This window comes from Sphingobacterium deserti (genome assembly GCF_000757725.1).
GTDB lineage: Bacteria > Bacteroidota > Bacteroidia > Sphingobacteriales > Sphingobacteriaceae > Sphingobacterium > Sphingobacterium deserti.
This window is the reverse complement of sequence record NZ_JJMU01000024.1, coordinates 99,628-116,337: the sequence shown is the minus strand read 5'-3', so window position 1 is coordinate 116,337 and position 16,710 is coordinate 99,628. Positions and strand designations below refer to the sequence as shown.

Annotated in this window: 12 protein-coding genes; 7 read left to right on the top strand and 5 right to left on the bottom strand. The window is 40.2% G+C overall.

The window, feature by feature from the left end; translation table 11 throughout:
- Positions 1 to 268: 268 nt before the first annotated feature.
- Entirely contained in the window at positions 269 to 1,267 is a 999-nt protein-coding gene (gene nadA, locus DI53_RS07735; protein WP_037497371.1) for a quinolinate synthase NadA, read from the bottom strand.
- A 494-nt stretch (positions 1,268 to 1,761) separates the two neighbouring features.
- Here nadA and nadB point away from each other — a divergent pair, with 494 nt between their 5' ends.
- Together nadB and DI53_RS07725 are read left to right on the top strand one after the other, a co-directional pair.
- Complete coding sequence (gene nadB, locus DI53_RS07730; RefSeq protein WP_037497369.1) at positions 1,762 to 3,354, top strand: L-aspartate oxidase; 1,593 nt, start codon at positions 1,762 to 1,764, stop codon at positions 3,352 to 3,354.
- Position 3,355: 1 nt separating this feature from the next.
- Complete coding sequence (locus DI53_RS07725; protein ID WP_037497366.1) at positions 3,356 to 3,871, top strand: gamma carbonic anhydrase family protein; 516 nt, start codon at positions 3,356 to 3,358, stop codon at positions 3,869 to 3,871.
- 13 nt (positions 3,872 to 3,884) lie between these two features.
- Here DI53_RS07725 and DI53_RS07720 read toward each other — a convergent pair whose 3' ends face one another.
- From DI53_RS07720 to apaG, 4 genes are all read right to left on the bottom strand, one after another.
- On the bottom strand, positions 3,885 to 5,564 hold the full coding sequence (locus DI53_RS07720) for an Ig-like domain-containing protein (protein ID WP_037497363.1): 1,680 nt from the start codon (positions 5,562 to 5,564) through the stop codon (positions 3,885 to 3,887).
- A 77-nt stretch (positions 5,565 to 5,641) separates the two neighbouring features.
- Positions 5,642 to 7,501, bottom strand: coding sequence for a tRNA uridine-5-carboxymethylaminomethyl(34) synthesis enzyme MnmG (mnmG, locus tag DI53_RS07715; RefSeq protein WP_037497360.1), 1,860 nt, complete (start codon positions 7,499 to 7,501; stop codon positions 5,642 to 5,644).
- Positions 7,502 to 7,595: 94 nt separating this feature from the next.
- On the bottom strand, positions 7,596 to 9,458 hold the full coding sequence (locus tag DI53_RS07710; protein WP_037497357.1) for an ABC-F family ATP-binding cassette domain-containing protein: 1,863 nt from the start codon (positions 9,456 to 9,458) through the stop codon (positions 7,596 to 7,598).
- A 230-nt stretch (positions 9,459 to 9,688) separates the two neighbouring features.
- Positions 9,689 to 10,075 carry a Co2+/Mg2+ efflux protein ApaG gene (apaG, locus tag DI53_RS07705; RefSeq protein WP_037497354.1) on the bottom strand — a complete coding sequence of 129 codons (387 nt, stop codon included), beginning with the start codon at positions 10,073 to 10,075 and terminating at the stop codon, positions 9,689 to 9,691.
- Between the two features lie 119 nt (positions 10,076 to 10,194).
- Between apaG and DI53_RS07700 the strand changes: the two genes are divergently transcribed.
- From DI53_RS07700 to DI53_RS07680, 5 genes are all read left to right on the top strand, one after another.
- On the top strand, positions 10,195 to 10,908 hold the full coding sequence (locus DI53_RS07700) for an SAM-dependent methyltransferase (protein ID WP_037497351.1): 714 nt from the start codon (positions 10,195 to 10,197) through the stop codon (positions 10,906 to 10,908).
- Positions 10,909 to 10,922: 14 nt separating this feature from the next.
- Positions 10,923 to 11,411, top strand: coding sequence for a hypothetical protein (locus tag DI53_RS07695; protein ID WP_037497348.1), 489 nt, complete (start codon positions 10,923 to 10,925; stop codon positions 11,409 to 11,411).
- A complete protein-coding gene (locus DI53_RS07690) occupies positions 11,401 to 12,498 on the top strand; it encodes a Nif3-like dinuclear metal center hexameric protein (RefSeq protein ID WP_037497345.1) in 1,098 nt (365 codons plus the stop codon). Before DI53_RS07695 ends, DI53_RS07690 begins: the two co-directional genes overlap by 11 nt.
- Complete coding sequence (locus tag DI53_RS07685; protein ID WP_037497343.1) at positions 12,498 to 13,241, top strand: zinc ribbon domain-containing protein; 744 nt, start codon at positions 12,498 to 12,500, stop codon at positions 13,239 to 13,241. The genes DI53_RS07690 and DI53_RS07685 overlap by 1 nt, the downstream gene beginning before the upstream one ends.
- A gap of 132 nt (positions 13,242 to 13,373) precedes the next feature.
- The gene (locus DI53_RS07680) at positions 13,374 to 16,667 is read left to right on the top strand and encodes a S41 family peptidase (protein ID WP_052072185.1); all 3,294 of its coding nucleotides are present in this window, start codon (positions 13,374 to 13,376) and stop codon (positions 16,665 to 16,667) included.
- Positions 16,668 to 16,710: the final 43 nt, after the last annotated feature.

Here is a 16,710-nt window from a genome sequence, read left to right as displayed (position 1 = left end):
TAAGTGATAAGTAAAAATTTACAAAGTAAAAAGTAGTAAATCAAAAGTAATAAGTGATAAGTAAAAAATTACAAAGTGAAAAGTAATAAATCAAAAGTAATAAGTGATAAGTAAAAATTCACAAGTACAAAGTCAAAATTTATAAATTAGGGACTGTAGTGAAAAATTTAAAAAGAGATCATTTGAAACTTGTTGCACTTTAGATTTGTGAGACATTTTGTCAAGACTATCCTCAATTTTACTGTGAAACTTTTCAAACAACGCTTTTCTACAATCCGAATCGTTCTGAAATTTCCAACATCCTTTCGATCGGCTTTCTAGCTCGTTCGATCACACTTGTCGGGAGATCGACCTCCGGAAGCTCGTAATAAAGGCAGTTATATAATTTCTCTAATGTATTTAATTTCATGTGTGGGCAGTCGTTGCATGCACAAACATTGTTTGGAGGTGCCGGAATAAAAGTTTTTGTCGGACTTGCTTTTTGCATTTGGTGCAAGATACCTGATTCTGTAGCCACTATAAACTGTTGTGCACTATTCTCTATCGTATACTTAAGCATTCCTGAGGTCGATCCTACATAATCTGCTTGTGCAAGTATATGATCTTCACACTCCGGATGTGCGATAAATTTCGCGTCTGGAAATTGACTACGCAAATCTATAATCTTATCCTGCGAAAATATCTCATGCACCATACAAGCGCCATTCCAAAGAACCAAATCACGTCCGGTTTTCTTCTTCACATAGTCACCAAGGTTTTTATCAGGACCAAAAATAATTTTTTGATCGGCAGGCAAACTCTGCACAATCTCCACGGCATTGCTGGAAGTACATACAATGTCGGAAAGTGCCTTAAGCTCCGCCGTACAGTTCACGTATGTGATCACGAGATGATCTGGATACTGCTCTTTGAATTTTGCGAACAGATGCGGAGGACAGCTGTCCGACAAAGAGCAGCCTGCTTTGAGATCGGGCAATAAAACTTTTTTTGAAGGCGATAGAATCTTAGCTGTTTCCGCCATGAAGTGCACACCAGCAAATACGATCATATCAGCATCAGTTTTTGCCGCTTGCTGCGACAAACCTAGACTATCCCCAATGTAGTCTGCAATATCCTGAATTTCAGCATCTTGGTAGTAATGAGCCAATATAACCGCATTCTTTTCTTTCTTAAGCCGCTGAATTTCAGCTACAATATCGATCGTAGGGTCTACAGGCTCATCAATATAACCCTTTGCCTCCAAATCTCTTTCAAAGGTTGTATTCATTATCTTTTCTTCTCTTCAATTTGTCCACTTGGTTTGACTAAACGACAAGACAAAAGTAAACAAAGAAAATGAAACGAAATCCACATTCCCTTTTTCCAATAATTTATAATCTTTTTTTAAAGAAAGAATCTTGTTGTTTATTAGTCTGTGGAAAATGGGGATAAGTGTGTGATTTTTATTTTTGAATCATGAGTTTTCGGCAGTTATCCACAAATTATCAACAGACTTCGGTAGGTTAAGTGCTGATTTTCAAATGGGTGATTTTTCATCTATTTTACTTTCCATATTTTTGTGTTGAATTTTTAGTGTTTACAATTTGTTAATATCTGCTTCACTTTTCCTTAATTCATGTGGTGCATTTGTGGGAATATGAGGACTGCTGTGGAAAGTTTTAAAGTTTTCAATTTTACTGCACCGTTTTTATACAGGTTTTCCACATATTTTGTTAATTTGTTTCTTCTAATTCTGATACAGCGCATCGTTAATAACACAATATGGCACATAGACAGGTGGATTTTTTAATTATTGGCTCGGGAATAGCTGGTTTAAGCTTTGCGTTGAAGGCAGCACATCTAGGTAAAGTGTTGATTTTGACCAAGTCTAACGAAGACGAGTCGAATACCAAATATGCGCAAGGAGGTGTAGCCGCCGTTGTGGATAAGTCTGATAGCTTCGACAAGCATATCGCTGATACTGAGGTTGCTGGCGATGGTTTATGCCATCCGCAAGTTGTGGAAAACGTTGTTAAAGAAGCGCCCGCACGCATAAAAGAGTTAATTGACTACGGCACCAACTTTGATAAAGTAGATGACGAACATTATGACTTGGCTCGTGAGGGAGGCCATTCTAAGCATCGTATCTTACACTATAAGGATATTACCGGTTATGAGATCGAGCGGGCTTTGCTCGAGCAGGTGCACGCACATCCTAACATAGAAATGTTAACGCATCATTTCGCTGTGGATCTCATTACCCAGCATCATAAAGGTGTTCATGTGGATAAAGCAACTAAAGACATTACTTGCTTCGGTATTTATGCCTTGAACACGCAGACAAATACAATCGAAACATTTCTGAGTAAGATCACCTTGATGGCTTCTGGTGGCGCTGGCCATGTTTATAGCAGTACTACAAATCCGACCATTGCTACCGGTGACGGTATAGCCATGGTTTATCGGGCAAAAGGTAAAGTGAGAAACATGGAATTTATACAGTTTCATCCGACCTCTCTCTATAATCCGAAAGATTCTCCCGCTTTTTTAATTTCCGAAGCCGTCCGTGGTTTCGGCGGTATCTTACGGAGGTTGGATGGTGTATCTTTTATGGAAGAATATGATCCACGTGGTTCGTTGGCATCTCGCGACATCGTAGCGCGTGCCATAGATAATGAAATGAAGAAGTCTGGGCATGATTTTGTTTACCTGGATATCACACACCGTAAGAAGGCGGACATATTAGCCCATTTTCCAAATATTTATGAAAAGTGCCTTTCCATAGGTTTGGATATGACAAAGGACTTTATTCCAGTGACGCCGGCAGCGCATTATGCTTGCGGTGGTATACTCGTTGATGAATTGGGAAAAACATCCATACAACATCTTTACGCCTGTGGTGAATGCTCATCTACCGGCTTGCATGGTGCAAATCGGTTAGCATCAAACTCCTTGTTAGAAGCTGTAGTCTATGCACATCGTATTTTCGAGGATGCTGCCGCTAGTCTTCATTCACTTGCGTTTGATGACAATATTCCGGATTGGGATGAATCTAAGGTAGCATCATTAAACGAGGAGATCTTGGTTACCCATAATTTGCGCGAAACACAAAAGCTAATGAGTGATTATGTAGGCATAGTTAGATCTGATTTTCGTTTGGATCGTGCCATGCGCCGGTTAGGGTTTTTACATGAGGAAACGGAGGATTTTTATAAAAATACAAAACTGTCTGTCAAGCTATGTGAACTCCGTAATGTAATACAAGTAGCCTACTTGATCGTCAAATCAGCTATGCTTCGTAAAGAAAGTCGAGGACTACATTATACGACGGATTATCCGCAGAAATCCAATTCATTAACAGATACAATTTTATAATATGCCTCTAATATCCCCTGTAAAAGGAATAGCGCCTGTGATCGGTGCCGATGTTTATATTGCTGAAAATGCCACTATTGTAGGCGATGTTGTTATTGGCGATCATTGCTCCGTTTGGTTTAATGCTGTAATTCGTGGAGACGTGAATTATATTAAGATTGGAAATTATTCCAATGTACAGGATGGTGTCGTTATTCACTGCACGTACGAGAAGAACGGAACTGATATTGGTAACTTTGTCAATATCGGTCACAATGCTATCGTACATGGTTGTATCATCCAGGATTATGTCTTGATAGGGATGGGCGCCATTGTCATGGATCGTACGGTGGTTGAATCTAATGTTATTGTAGCCGCTGGAGCAGTCGTGCTAGAAGATATGGTGCTTGAAAGTGGTTATTTATATGCTGGGATTCCGGCGAAGAAAATAAAACCACTTACGGAGGAGCAAATAGCTATGCTAAAGCAATTGCCGCATAACTATGTGCTCTACAGTTCTTGGTTCAAAACATCCTAATAATAGGGTTTCCTTATTTTGGTAGGGTTATCGTTTCGTTTTGGTCCCAATTTGCGCGAATGGTAAATGTTTTATCTAAGTACCAGATGTTTTCCGCTTGCTTGCGTGCATAAACATCAGCTGGATCCCATTTGTTATTTTTGTTAGCATCATAAATAATCCGCAACATATACTTTCCTCCCGGAAAATTCGTATAGGTTATTTTCCCATTACGCTGATCAATTATTCTGCTATCAAACACTTTCTCCTTTTCCTCATTGGTCAATTCTACGATATATTGCATGGTACTATCCAGACCATTGACTGTGAAAGTGATGTTCCCATAGTTATCTGATTCGTCCATTGTAAACTGCGTTTTCGATTCTTTGTTGGTATCATCAAATGCACTCCGCAATGCATTTTCCTGAATCACTAATTCGTAATTTCGCTTCGGTCTCCAATTGTACCGTATATGGTAGAGATTTTGGTTTGCACTGTCCTGCTGCAATTGAAAATTACGTCTGGAAACGGAGTCTTCATAAAGCATAATCTTAGATTTATCCACGTTAGCTAATGGTGTAACGCTTGTTAGTTTAATATGACTGGTGCGATCTACCTTATTTGTGATATTAAAAAGTGGTTTTATTTCCCGATCATACTTCGCGTTCTTATTCGTTCGGATCAGAATAGTATCACGGATATTTTGATCTGCGCTGAGAAGTATTTTCACCGAATCCAATTCTTTATTTTGAATAAATACCCTAACCGAGTCATTATTTAAGCTATAGCGCGCTATTTTACTTGTGTTGATGTCAGATGGATGAACAATTTCAAGCTCAGGATTATTTATGGGTTTATTAAACGTAAGCAAGATATTTCCGGTAGGCTCGATCTTTTTTTCCAAGGTTCTAAAATCCTTCGGATACGCTTTTGTGATTTCGAGTTGTATATTACTAGTATCCCTGCTTAATACAATGCTATCGTTTAAAAATCCAATCCATTCATCATTGCCATTGAAAATTCTATCATTATTCTGCTCTTTCAAAGCGTATATGCGGTAAGTGTCTTCCCGAAGATTACTAAATTTGAAATTGCCTGAAGAGTCTAAACCCGTAAAAATATTGGCTTTTCTCTTTCCGAAAATAGAATCTTGTCGCGTGGGAATAAGAAGCACTTTAATGTTTTCATCCTTTTTGATATCGAAAGATTTGGTGAAACCATTTTTTACAGAACCGCTTATTGATAGGGAATCTAGTTCCGGCCCTGTTGCAAATACGTAATTATAGTTGAGAATGGGATTACTTTCGTTATAATCCACCAAACCCTTACCGAAGTTTATCGTGTAGGTAGTGTTAGCTTCCATTGAATCTGGCAGCTGTATAATAAGATCTTTTTTCCTAACCTTAAACAGCGGTTGTTCATCTAAATCAGGGCTTATGCTGAATTCTTTGAATTGGTTGTTCAGTTTGATGTACTCGTCGAATGTCAACACAATCTCCTTGTCTTGGAAATTACGCGAAAAGTTTACTGGGGACTCGTTTAATACTTTAGGCGGTAAAGAGTCTTTAGGTCCGCCCGTCGGCCGTTGAACATTAGCACAGCGAGTAAAGGTCAATACAAGCAATAAGGTAAATCCTATGAATGCGAGGTATTGAAAATTTATCGTTTTAAGCCCCTTAGGAGAACTTTGTATGATTTCGGAGTGTTTGGTCATAAATTTTAAAATAATCTCTTATATCGCTTCATTTAATGTTAGTATTTAAATTTTTTAATAAACTGATTATCAGTATATTAACTCATATGTACCATCAAAACACTAATATCTGAGGGTGATACACCCGATATTCTTGATGCTTGACCTAAAGTCCTCGGCTTTACTTTCAGCAATTTCTCACGTGCTTCTATAGACAATGAGGCTAACGATTTGTAATCAAATTCTGGATTTATTTCCTTATCCTCCATCTTTTTCATCTTATTGACGATTTCCATTTCTTTATCGAAATAGCTTTCATACTTCACCTTTATTTCAGCTTGCTCAATTGTTTCCTCGTCGAATGACTTTAGTAGTTCTGAAAATTCCGAATCTGCTTTTGCAAGATCTTGGATACCTACCTGTGGCCGACTTAGAATATTAAATAGTCTTGATTTCTGTGTCAACGCACTCGAGCCAAGTTCACTCAAAATGGGGTTAACTTTGTCTATGTCTACGCTATTTTGTCGCATGTATGAAATGATATGGTCAGATTGCTTTATTTTTAGATCCACTTTTTCCAGCCGTTCATCATTAACTAAACCGAGTTTATGAGCTATTGGCGTTAAACGAATGTCAGCGTTGTCTTGCCGTAGTAACAACCGGTGCTCTGCACGAGAGGTAAACATGCGGTATGGCTCTTCTGTACCTTTCGTAACAAGGTCGTCAATTAATACGCCAATGTAAGATTCCGATCTTTTTAAAATTAATTCATGTTCATCGCGAATACGCTGATGCGCATTTACACCAGCAACGAAACCTTGTGCGGCAGCTTCCTCATAACCCGTGGTTCCATTTATTTGACCTGCAAAAAATAGGTGTTTAACACGTTGGGTTTCCAACGTTAAATCAAGTTGCATAGGCGGAAAATAATCGTACTCAATAGCATACCCTGGTCTGTACATTTTTGCATTCTCGAACCCTGGTATAAATTGCAACGCTTTCAATTGTACATCTTCAGGCAATGAAGTGGAAAAACCGTTTACGTAAATTTCGACGGTTTTAAAACCTTCCGGTTCTACGAAAATTTGATGGCGATCACGCTCAGCAAACCTATTTATCTTATCTTCTATGGAAGGACAATAACGAGGACCCAAGCCTTTTATTCTGCCAGTGAACATCGGCGAGCGATCGAATCCCGTTTTTAAAACCTCATGAACTTTATCGTTCGTATAGGTAATCCAACAGCAGCGTTTCTCGGTGGGTCTTTCTACATCAGTATACGAAAAGCGTCCTGGGTTCTCATCGCCCCACTGTTCCTCCATCAGGGTGTAGTTCAATGATCGTCCGTCTATTCGTGGCGGCGTACCAGTTTTCATACGGCCAGCTTCGAATCCTAAACTCACCAATTGTTCTGTTAAGCCTGTAGCTGCTTTTTCGCCAGTGCGTCCTCCACCTATTTTCTTTTCGCCAATGTGAATAACGCCGTTTAGGAATGTGCCATTCGTTAAAACTACGGCATCTGCTTCTACCCGAACGCCTAATGAAGTTATTACGCCTTGGGCTTTTCCATTTTCTACAATAACTTCCTTTACGGTGTCTTGCCACATGTCAATATTCGGGAGTGATTCTAGCGTTAATCTCCATTCTTCAGCAAAACGCATGCGGTCGTTTTGTGCTCTTGGGCTCCACATGGCGGGGCCTTTGGAGCGATTTAGCATGCGAAATTGTATGGTTGATTTATCCGCAATGATTCCTGTATAGCCTCCCATCGCATCGATCTCGCGTACGATTTGGCCCTTGGCCACTCCCCCTATGGCAGGGTTACAACTCATTTGGGCAATAACACCCATATTCATCGTGATCAATAAAACCGATGAACCTAAATTTGCAGCTGCCGCCGCCGCCTCGCATCCAGCGTGGCCAGCCCCTACTACAATTACGTTATATTTTTTAAACATGTTATCCTTTATTTATTTCACGTGGAACATTGTTCATATCGAGAAAAAACCTCGATGATAATAATTTTATGTTTCACGTGAAACTATACTTTATTTACATAAACTCGGAGAGCTCCATCCAACGTTCTGATTTCGAATCTAAGGATTTTTTAAGTTCTCCTATTTCCAGCGCCGCGTCATTGAGTTGCTGATAATCTGTCAAATTTGTCAGACTTGCTTCCTTAGTGGATATCATTACCTCCAGTTCCTCGATCTGCCTTTCTAAAGCTTCGTATTCTTTAATCTCTTTGTAAGATGGTTTATTCTTAGAGATTTCTTTTGTTGAACTAACTATTGGCTCGGGCATCTCTACTTTTTCTTTTGCCGCTTTGAGTCGCATCTCCTCCTCTGCTTTATGATCTGCATAGTTGCCGTTGTAGATTCGAATATGCCCCTCCCCTTCGAAAATGAAAAGCTGCTCGCTCAACCTATCAATGAGGTAACGATCGTGACTCACTAAGATTAATATGCCGGGATAATTATCTAAAAACTCTTCCAGTATATTTAAAGTGTCAATATCCAAATCGTTTGATGGCTCATCCAAAATTAAAAAATTTGGACTTTTCATTAACACGCGCATAAGCTGTAACCGCTTCTTCTCTCCACCGCTGAGCTTACTAATTAAGTTAAACTGCTTTTCAGGCGGAAATAGAAACAAAGTGAGGAGCTGTGAAGCAGTAATGGTATCGCCATTAGCCATGGTTATATATTCGGCTACATTTTTGACAACGTCTAATACTTTGTCCGTGTCTTTAAATTCCAATCCGCCTTGTCGATAATAGCCAAACACTGTAGTCTCACCAATGTCCACCTTGCCGCTATCTGGATTAATCTCAGCAGTTATCAAATTTAGAAAAGTGGATTTCCCTGTTCCATTTTTTCCTGCAAGTCCTATACGATCGCCCTTTTTGAATGTGTAGCTGAAATTACGGATGATACTATTTCCATTGTACGACTTGGATAAGTTTTCGATCTCTATGATTTTAGAGCCTTGTCTGGAAACTTTTACGGAAAGCTGCACACTGTCGTTTTTACGCGGACCTTTAGATTTTTCCTCTAAATCATAATACGCCTCAATCCGAGATTTGGATTTCGTACCTCTGGCTTGCGGTTGCCTCCTCATCCACTCCAACTCTTTTTTCAATAGATTGCGGGCCTTGTCAGCCATCACGACATCAATAGTTTCGCGCTCCGCCTTTTTCTCTAAGAAGTATGTATATTTTCCTTTGTATAAGTAAACCTCACCCCTATCTAACTCGCGGATCTCATTACAAACGTTATCCAGAAAATACCTATCATGCGTGACGAGCAATACAGTTTTGTTGCCGGTAGTGAGTAGCTTTTCCAGCCACTCAATAGTTTCAATATCCAAATGATTGGTTGGCTCATCAAGGATGTATACATCAGGCTCATCTATCAAAAGCTTAGCGAGCGATAATCGCTTTTTTTGCCCACCCGATAGTTCGCTTATATTTTGCTCAAAATTCGAAATCTGTAATCGATTTAAAATTGTTTTAATATTATACTCGTATTCCCAGGCTTCCAACGCGGACAATTTGTCGGTAAGTTCCGCTAACTTATTTTGATCAATGTCTTCGCTTGAAAGCAACTCCTCATATTCTTTGATTAATTGTTGCTGCTCGTTATCGGAACTGTAGATGAAATCATTGACGGTCTTTAAACCATCGAAATTTGGTTCTTGATTTAAAAAACCAACCCGTAGACCTCTCTCTTTGACCACCTTCCCTTCTGTAGGACTCTCAATTTCAGCTAAGATCTTTAATAACGTAGATTTGCCCGTCCCGTTTATGCCAACGAGTGCCACACGGTCTCCCTTTTGAAGTCCGAAATGAAGATTTTTAAAAAGCCATTTATCGTTATACGAATGACCCAACTGTTCTGTAGATATAATGCTCACTATTTATGTAGTTTCCTGTTTAACAGCTTTTTACGAAGTAAAAGTTTCTTATTATTATTCATAAAAACTTGAATAAAAAAGTTTTACGTAAGTCTTATTATAGATATAGTAAATGCTGTTTGATCTATTTTGCAACATGCTATTTTCCAGTTACAAAAGTAAACAAATAAATGTGGTATTCGCGATAGGTATGGGGTATCGCGGCATTAATTTACATAAGCATTAAAAATTTAATTGAGCTTGTAGGAAGCTATCAAATTAAATCTCGGTATATCCACAAGGAAGTGGCTTCCATCCAGTTGTTTAGTCATTTCGTAATAACCCTCCATAAAACCCATGTCACTTTTCAAGTTGCATCCAGATGTATACTGGTGTACACTTCCGGGAGTTAGGATAGGCTGTTCGCCAACAACCCCTTCGCCGTCTACGCTCTTGTATTCGCCGCTAGAATCGAAGATATCCCAATGTCTACTCACAAGTTGGATGGTTAAATCACTTAAGTTTTCAATCGTTATCTGATATGAAAACATAAAATGCAGCTTTTCTGGATTAGAGTATTCCGGCTGATAAACAACGTCTACGGATACCTTTACACCTGCTGTGATTTGTGTAGTCATTTGAAAATAAACTTATTAGTCGTAGCCAAATTATTAAATTATATTGAAAAGTCAAATTTTCTTTTATTTACTTATAGGGATAGCATACTGCAATCATTTAATATTTAGTAGTTTTGAATATGTCAAAAGGGATTTTGTATCTTGTTCCGGTACCTTTAGCCGAGGAGGCTGCATTTGCTTCGTATACCGCTTTTCATAAAGAACTTATAGAACATATACGTGAATACGTCGTTGAAAACGAAAAGACGGCTCGCCGGTTTTTAAAGGAAGCTGGATTAACGCGTCCGCAGAATGAATTGAAGATGCACGACTATGGCAAGCACGCGCGAGACGGCGTGAATTACGATACAATTTTTAGTTCGGTAATGTTAGGTGAAGATATTGGTTTGATGTCTGAAGCGGGCTGTCCTGGTGTAGCAGATCCTGGTGCTGAAGTGGTAGCCGAGGCGCATAAGCGAGGTATAAAAGTTGTCCCGCTGGTAGGACCCAGTTCCATTTTACTGGCGTTGATGGCGTCGGGATTTAGCGGACAGAAATTTGCTTTCCATGGCTATTTGCCTATCGATAAAACAGAAAGAACCAAAAAAATTAAAGAACTTGAAATGCAGTCTGCGAAAGAAAAGCAAACGCAGATTTTTATAGAAACACCCTACCGCAATAACACGTTGTTGGGCGAATTGACAAAACACTGTAAAGAGCAAACGAAGCTTTGCGTTGCCAGTAATCTCACTGGGAAGGAAGAGATGGTTGTTACACATCGCATATATGAATGGAAAAATATGAATGTTGACCTTCATAAGAAGCCAACGATCTTTTTATTATATGTGCAATAATAGTAGAGAAAATTATGTTTGAGATGCTGCCTGAAAATATCACGACAGAAATGTTGTATATAGCGCTTGCCGCAGGAGCGATGCGTATAATAATTTGGATCGTTTTTGCATACACCATATATAGTACGCTAAAGCTTATTAAGAAGGAAAACCGAAATATATTACCTGGTCAGGTTTGGTATATCGCGCTCCCTTTGTTTAACATCTATTGGAATTTCGAAGTCGTGCGGCGATTGACTGATTCTCTGAATAACGAATTTTATGATCGTCAGGTGGAAGTTGATGAAAGACCTACCCAAAAATGGGGAATGCTATTTGCATGGACTTTTTTGATAAGCAACATACCGTTACCCTTGTTTATATTGACTGTAATATTTGTACTGCACCTGGTGTATTTCATCACCTATTGGGTCAAAATCCACGAACATAAAGTGCTATTAAAAATGCATATTCAACAATTTGGCGAGGATTATAAAGTTCAGACAAAAGAAGATGAAGATTAAAGAGCTAACACAATACTTAGAGGAAATTGCCCCTCTCTCCTTTCAGGAAAGCTATGACAATGCTGGGCTTATTGTCGGGAATCCCGATGAAGAGATCCAGCGTGCTTTAATTTCGCTTGATTGCACGGAAGATATTGTCGACGAAGCGATAGAAAAGCGTTGTGACATTATCATTTCTCACCATCCTATTGTCTTTAAGGGACTAAAGAAATTTAATGGAAAGAATTATGTCGAGCGCGTCGTCATCAAAGCCATTCAAAATAATATTGCCCTGTATGCAATACATACGAATCTAGATAATATTTTTGGGGGAGTGAGCAGTAAGCTAGCAGAAAAGTTGGGCCTTGAGTCGCATGCTGTATTGCAGCCTAAGAGGGGATTGCTAAAGAAACTTGCCGTGTATGTACCACGGACTCACGTCGAAGCGGTTAGGGAAAGCCTTTTTGCGGCCGGGGCCGGAGGAATAGGAAATTACGACGAATGCAGCTACAACAGCGTGGGATACGGCACCTTTCGTGCACAAGCGGGTGCGGATCCGGCAATTGGTGAGGTAGGTATACAGGAACGCGTGGAGGAAACAAAAATTGAGGTTATTTATCCGGCCTTGAAGGAACGCTTTATCCTATTAGCCATGTATCAGTCTCACCCTTACGAGGAAGTTGCCCATGATATTATTGCATTAGAAAACCCGCATTTTACGGTGGGTTCAGGGGCGATCGGGAACTTACGGGAGCCCATGAGTGGCACCGATTTCCTTGCTTACCTCAAACAGAAGCTTAACCTACATGTAATTCGTCACACGCGCTTACCCGATAAACCCATAGAACGAGTGGCCGTTTGTGGCGGAGCCGGAGGGTTTCTCTTAAATGAAGCTAAGCGCTCGGGAGCAGATGTTTTCATATCTGCTGATTACAAATACCATGAATTTTTTGATGCGGAGGATGAAATTGTCGTTGCCGATATCGGACATTTTGAAAGTGAACAATTTACCCAAGAATTATTATTAGAAATTATTCAGAAAAAATTTGCTAACTTTGCTGTCCTATTGACAGAAATAGAGACAAATCCTATAAAATACTACAGTTAATGGAACAAACCGTAGAACAGAAGTTGAAAGCATTATGGGCGTTGCAGTCCATTCACACAAAAATAGACAAGATTCGTCAGGTACGTGGCGAGTTGCCTATTGAGGTAGCCGATCTAGAAGACGAGATTGCGGGTCTTGATACGCGTATCGAAAAAATCAGAACAGATCTTGATGATCTTGAAGATTCAATCGTGAAGCGTAAAAATATGATCAAAGATGCGCAAGCAGCGATCAAGAAATACGAGGGACAGCTAAATGAGGTAAAAAACAACCGCGAATATGATGCGATTTCCAAGGAAATTGAAATTCAGGGGTTGGAAATCCAAGTTTGCGAGAAACGTATCCGCGAAGCTGAGTTCGAAATCAAGAACAAAACAGAAGGTTACGATAGCACGCTTAAAAACGTAGACTACAGCAAAGGCGAGCTCGATGTGAAGAAACAAGAGTTGGAAACAATCACCTCTGAGACACAGAAAGAGGAAGACGCACTTACCGATAAGGCAGAGGCGGCTACAACTCATATCGAAGACCGTCTGCTTAAGGTGTACAGCAAATTGCGCAGCTCTTTTAGAAATGGGCTAGCGGTAGTTTCTATCGAACGCGATAGTTGCTCTGGTTGTTATAACAAAATACCACCTCAGCTGCAATCCGAAATTCGTCAACGCAAGAAAATCATTATCTGTGAACATTGCGGACGTATTATCGTAGATGAGGGTATCGTTTTCGAAGAAGAAAACGGATAATTCTTAAAAATTATTAGTAGGATAGGGCTGGTTTTGTAAATCGGCCCTTTTTTCATGCAAAAATGTAGTGACGTATACAAGAAGTTGGTAAATTCAAGTATTTTTGACTGAATTACTTAGTTATTTAACTTCATGAAATACAAAAACACTATTGCTTGGCTTGGTATGCTGTGCAGTGGCATTTTGCTTGGATCAGCACAAGCGCAGCCAAAAGAAACGTTGCTTTTAAGAAGTCCCAGTATCAGCGATAAGCACATCTCCTTCGTCTATGCCGGTGATATCTGGATTGCCGACAAGAATGGAGCTAACCCCCGTCAGCTAACTGTAAACCCCACTGTAGAGCAAAATCCTATCTTTTCCCCGGATGGACAACAGGTCGCATTTACTGGTAATTACGATGGCAACACCGATGTATATGTGGTATCCATTTACGGCGGTGCGCCAAAGCGGGTCACCTATCATCCCGCAGCGGATGTGCTTCGAGGTTGGCTTAATAATAAAGAGGTTTATTTTACCACAACGCGAGAATTTACCTATTCGCTAGGTTCCAGATTGTATAAATCATCGATCGATAGCGAATCGTCTACACCCCTACTTATGCCAGAAGCGTATCAAGGAAGTCCGTCGGCAGATGGTCGCTACTGGGCATACATAAAAAATACGGATCCTACAGAGCGGGACCGAGTGGCCTTCAAACGTTATCGTGGGGGCGGTATGCCTTCTGTTTGGATTTTTGACACCCAAACGAAAGAGGTCGAAGCGATACCGGGTGAGCGTTGCAATGATGTGAAACCTGTTTGGCTGGGTGATAAAGTGTTTTTTCTCTCCGACCGCGATAAGATTGTTAATATATACAGTTACGACAGCAAGACAAAAAAAGTCGACAAAATTACGAACTATAAAGACTACGATGTTCGCACATTAAACGGAAATGGAAACGAGCTGACTTTCGAGTATAATGGTCGTCTTCATATATTAAATACCGGCACAAATAAGGTTAATAGTTTGGCCATTCAGGTAAATGCCGACGCGCTATACAGAAGACCGCATTACATCGATATGGGCGAGGACATTCGTTCCTACAGTATATCGCCTACTGGCCAGCGCGCATTATTCGAAAACCGTGGTGAAATTTTCTCTGTTCCAAAAGAAAAAGGCGATGCGCGCAACATTTCCAATTCACCAGGATCCCACGAACGTTTTCCGGAATGGTCGCCAAATGGAAAGTGGATTTCGTTTATCTCTGACAAAAATGGAAAATATGAGCTGGTGCTGCGCGATCAAATGGCCAAGGATGATCCGATTTATATACCGCTTGGGCAAAGCGCATTTTATTACCAGCCTACCTGGTCTCCAGATTCTAAAAAGCTTTTTTATAATGATGCTCATCTCAATCTGTATTATGTAGATATTGACAGCAAGAAGGTAACGTTGGTGGATAATGATAAACTGAGCTCCATTACGGGCCGTACATCAAACCATTTTCAGCCCGCCTGGTCGTATGACTCCGATTGGATAGCATACGTAAAAAGTCTCGGTAATGGCGTTCGTACGCTGTTTATGTATAACCTGCAAACCAAGCAGCAAACACAAATCACCGATGGTATGAGTGCGGTCAACCAACCCACTTTTAGTCGAGATGGGAAATACCTTTTTTTTACAGCCAGTACAAACGTAGGTTTGACAAACTCCGGTTTACACATGTCTGCCTATGAAAAAAATGTGATCTTCAATGTATATGCCTTTATACTCTCAAAAGATACTCCATCCATTTTTAAGAATGAAAGCGATGAGGAAAAAGTAACGGAAGAGAAAAAAGAAGACAAGAAAAAGGAGGAGAAAAAAGAAAAAGACGACAATAAAGGAAAAGATAAAGAAGAGGGCGAATCAAAAGACTCGAAATTTACCAAGACAAAGATTGATCTGGATGCTATAAATAATCGTATCGTAGCTTTACCGCTCCAGCCCGGCTACTATAGCTTAGACGGGCGTACCGAAAATATGTTGACCTATATGCGCGGAAGATCCATCGGTGTGTATGATCTTGTCAAGTTGGAAGACAAAGTGATCGTTGAAAACGCGAACGGTTTTGATATCAGTGCTGACGGTAAAAAGATGATCTATAGCAGTAACAAGTCCTACTATATTGTGGCTGCAGGTCAGAAACCCACAGCAGAAAGCGGAAAATTAGCGTTGAAAGATATCAAACAACTGGTAAACCCCGAGGCAGAATGGAAACAGGTTTTCAATGAAGTTTGGGCCATGCAAAAAGAATTCTTTTATGTAGAGAATATGCATGGAGTCGATTGGAATAATGTGAAAGCAAAGTACGCGAAGTTTTTGCCTTATGTAGGTCACCGCTCAGATTTGGGTTATCTATTGAACGAGATGATGGGAGAAATGGTTGTGGGGCACAATTATATTTATCCTGGCGATCAACCGTCCAGTCCCTCCGTCAATACAGGCACGTTAGGGGCAGATCTTGAAGCCGTCAAAAACGGGTATAAAATTACTAAGCTATATACTCGTCTGGACTGGAATCCTTCTTTTAAAGCACCTTTGGCTGAGCCAGGACTTAATATTAAAGAGGGCGAATATATCCTCGCTGTAAACGGTACGGAATTAGTAGACGGAATCAATATTTACCAACTGCTGGAAAACACCGTTGACAAACAAGTCACATTAAAAATTAACAACTCGCCCTCCTTGCAGGGCGCTCGTGAAGTAATCGTTAAGCCGATAGCCTTTACAGACGAAATTGCTCTGCGCCGGATGGACTGGGTAGAGGGAAACCGCAAGAAAGTCGATGCGCTTAGCCAAGGTAAAATAGCCTATGTCTATATGCCAAACACCGGCTCTGATGGCTACACCTACTTCAATCGCTATTACTTCTCCCAAATGGATAAAAAAGCGCTGCTACTCGATGAGCGTAACAACGGAGGAGGATCAGTAGCGGATTATGTTATCGATTTACTATCCAGAGAACTGATGACGGGCTGGAGAATTCGTGATGGAAAGAGCTTTACCACACCAGGAAATGGAATCTTTGGTCCGAAAGCAATGATTATCAATGAAAATGCAGGTTCAGGAGGCGATATGATGCCTTACATGTTCCGCTTTAAAGACTTGGGCAAATTAGTGGGCCGTACAACAATGGGTATTCTTGTTGGAATCTCCGGTTATCCACCACTGTTGGACGGAGGAAGTATCACATCCCCGAATTTCGGAATTTTCGATTTACAAGGTAATTATATCATCGAAAACGAAGGCGTAGCACCAGATATATTCGTGGAGCAAATGCCGAAAGACTTGCTGGAGGGAAAAGACCCTCAACTGGAAAAAACGGTAAATATATTGCTGGAGGAAATGAAAACCTATCCTTATAAAGAAGTTAAAGATCCAAAAGACCCGATCCGGGTTAAATAAGCAAAAAGGAGCGAAATTTTCGCTCCTTTTTGCTTATTAGCTT

Coding starts and splice junctions, on each gene's coding strand:
- nadA (WP_037497371.1), bottom strand. CDS start 1,267: ATGAATACAACCTTTGAAAGAGATTTGGAGGCAAAGGGTTATATTGAT.
- nadB (WP_037497369.1), top strand. CDS start 1,762: ATGGCACATAGACAGGTGGATTTTTTAATTATTGGCTCGGGAATAGCT.
- DI53_RS07725 (WP_037497366.1), top strand. CDS start 3,356: ATGCCTCTAATATCCCCTGTAAAAGGAATAGCGCCTGTGATCGGTGCC.
- DI53_RS07720 (WP_037497363.1), bottom strand. CDS start 5,564: ATGACCAAACACTCCGAAATCATACAAAGTTCTCCTAAGGGGCTTAAA.
- mnmG (WP_037497360.1), bottom strand. CDS start 7,501: ATGTTTAAAAAATATAACGTAATTGTAGTAGGGGCTGGCCACGCTGGA.
- apaG (WP_037497354.1), bottom strand. CDS start 10,075: ATGACTACACAAATCACAGCAGGTGTAAAGGTATCCGTAGACGTTGTT.
- DI53_RS07700 (WP_037497351.1), top strand. CDS start 10,195: ATGTCAAAAGGGATTTTGTATCTTGTTCCGGTACCTTTAGCCGAGGAG.
- DI53_RS07695 (WP_037497348.1), top strand. CDS start 10,923: ATGTTTGAGATGCTGCCTGAAAATATCACGACAGAAATGTTGTATATA.
- DI53_RS07690 (WP_037497345.1), top strand. CDS start 11,401: ATGAAGATTAAAGAGCTAACACAATACTTAGAGGAAATTGCCCCTCTC.
- DI53_RS07685 (WP_037497343.1), top strand. CDS start 12,498: ATGGAACAAACCGTAGAACAGAAGTTGAAAGCATTATGGGCGTTGCAG.
- DI53_RS07680 (WP_052072185.1), top strand. CDS start 13,374: ATGAAATACAAAAACACTATTGCTTGGCTTGGTATGCTGTGCAGTGGC.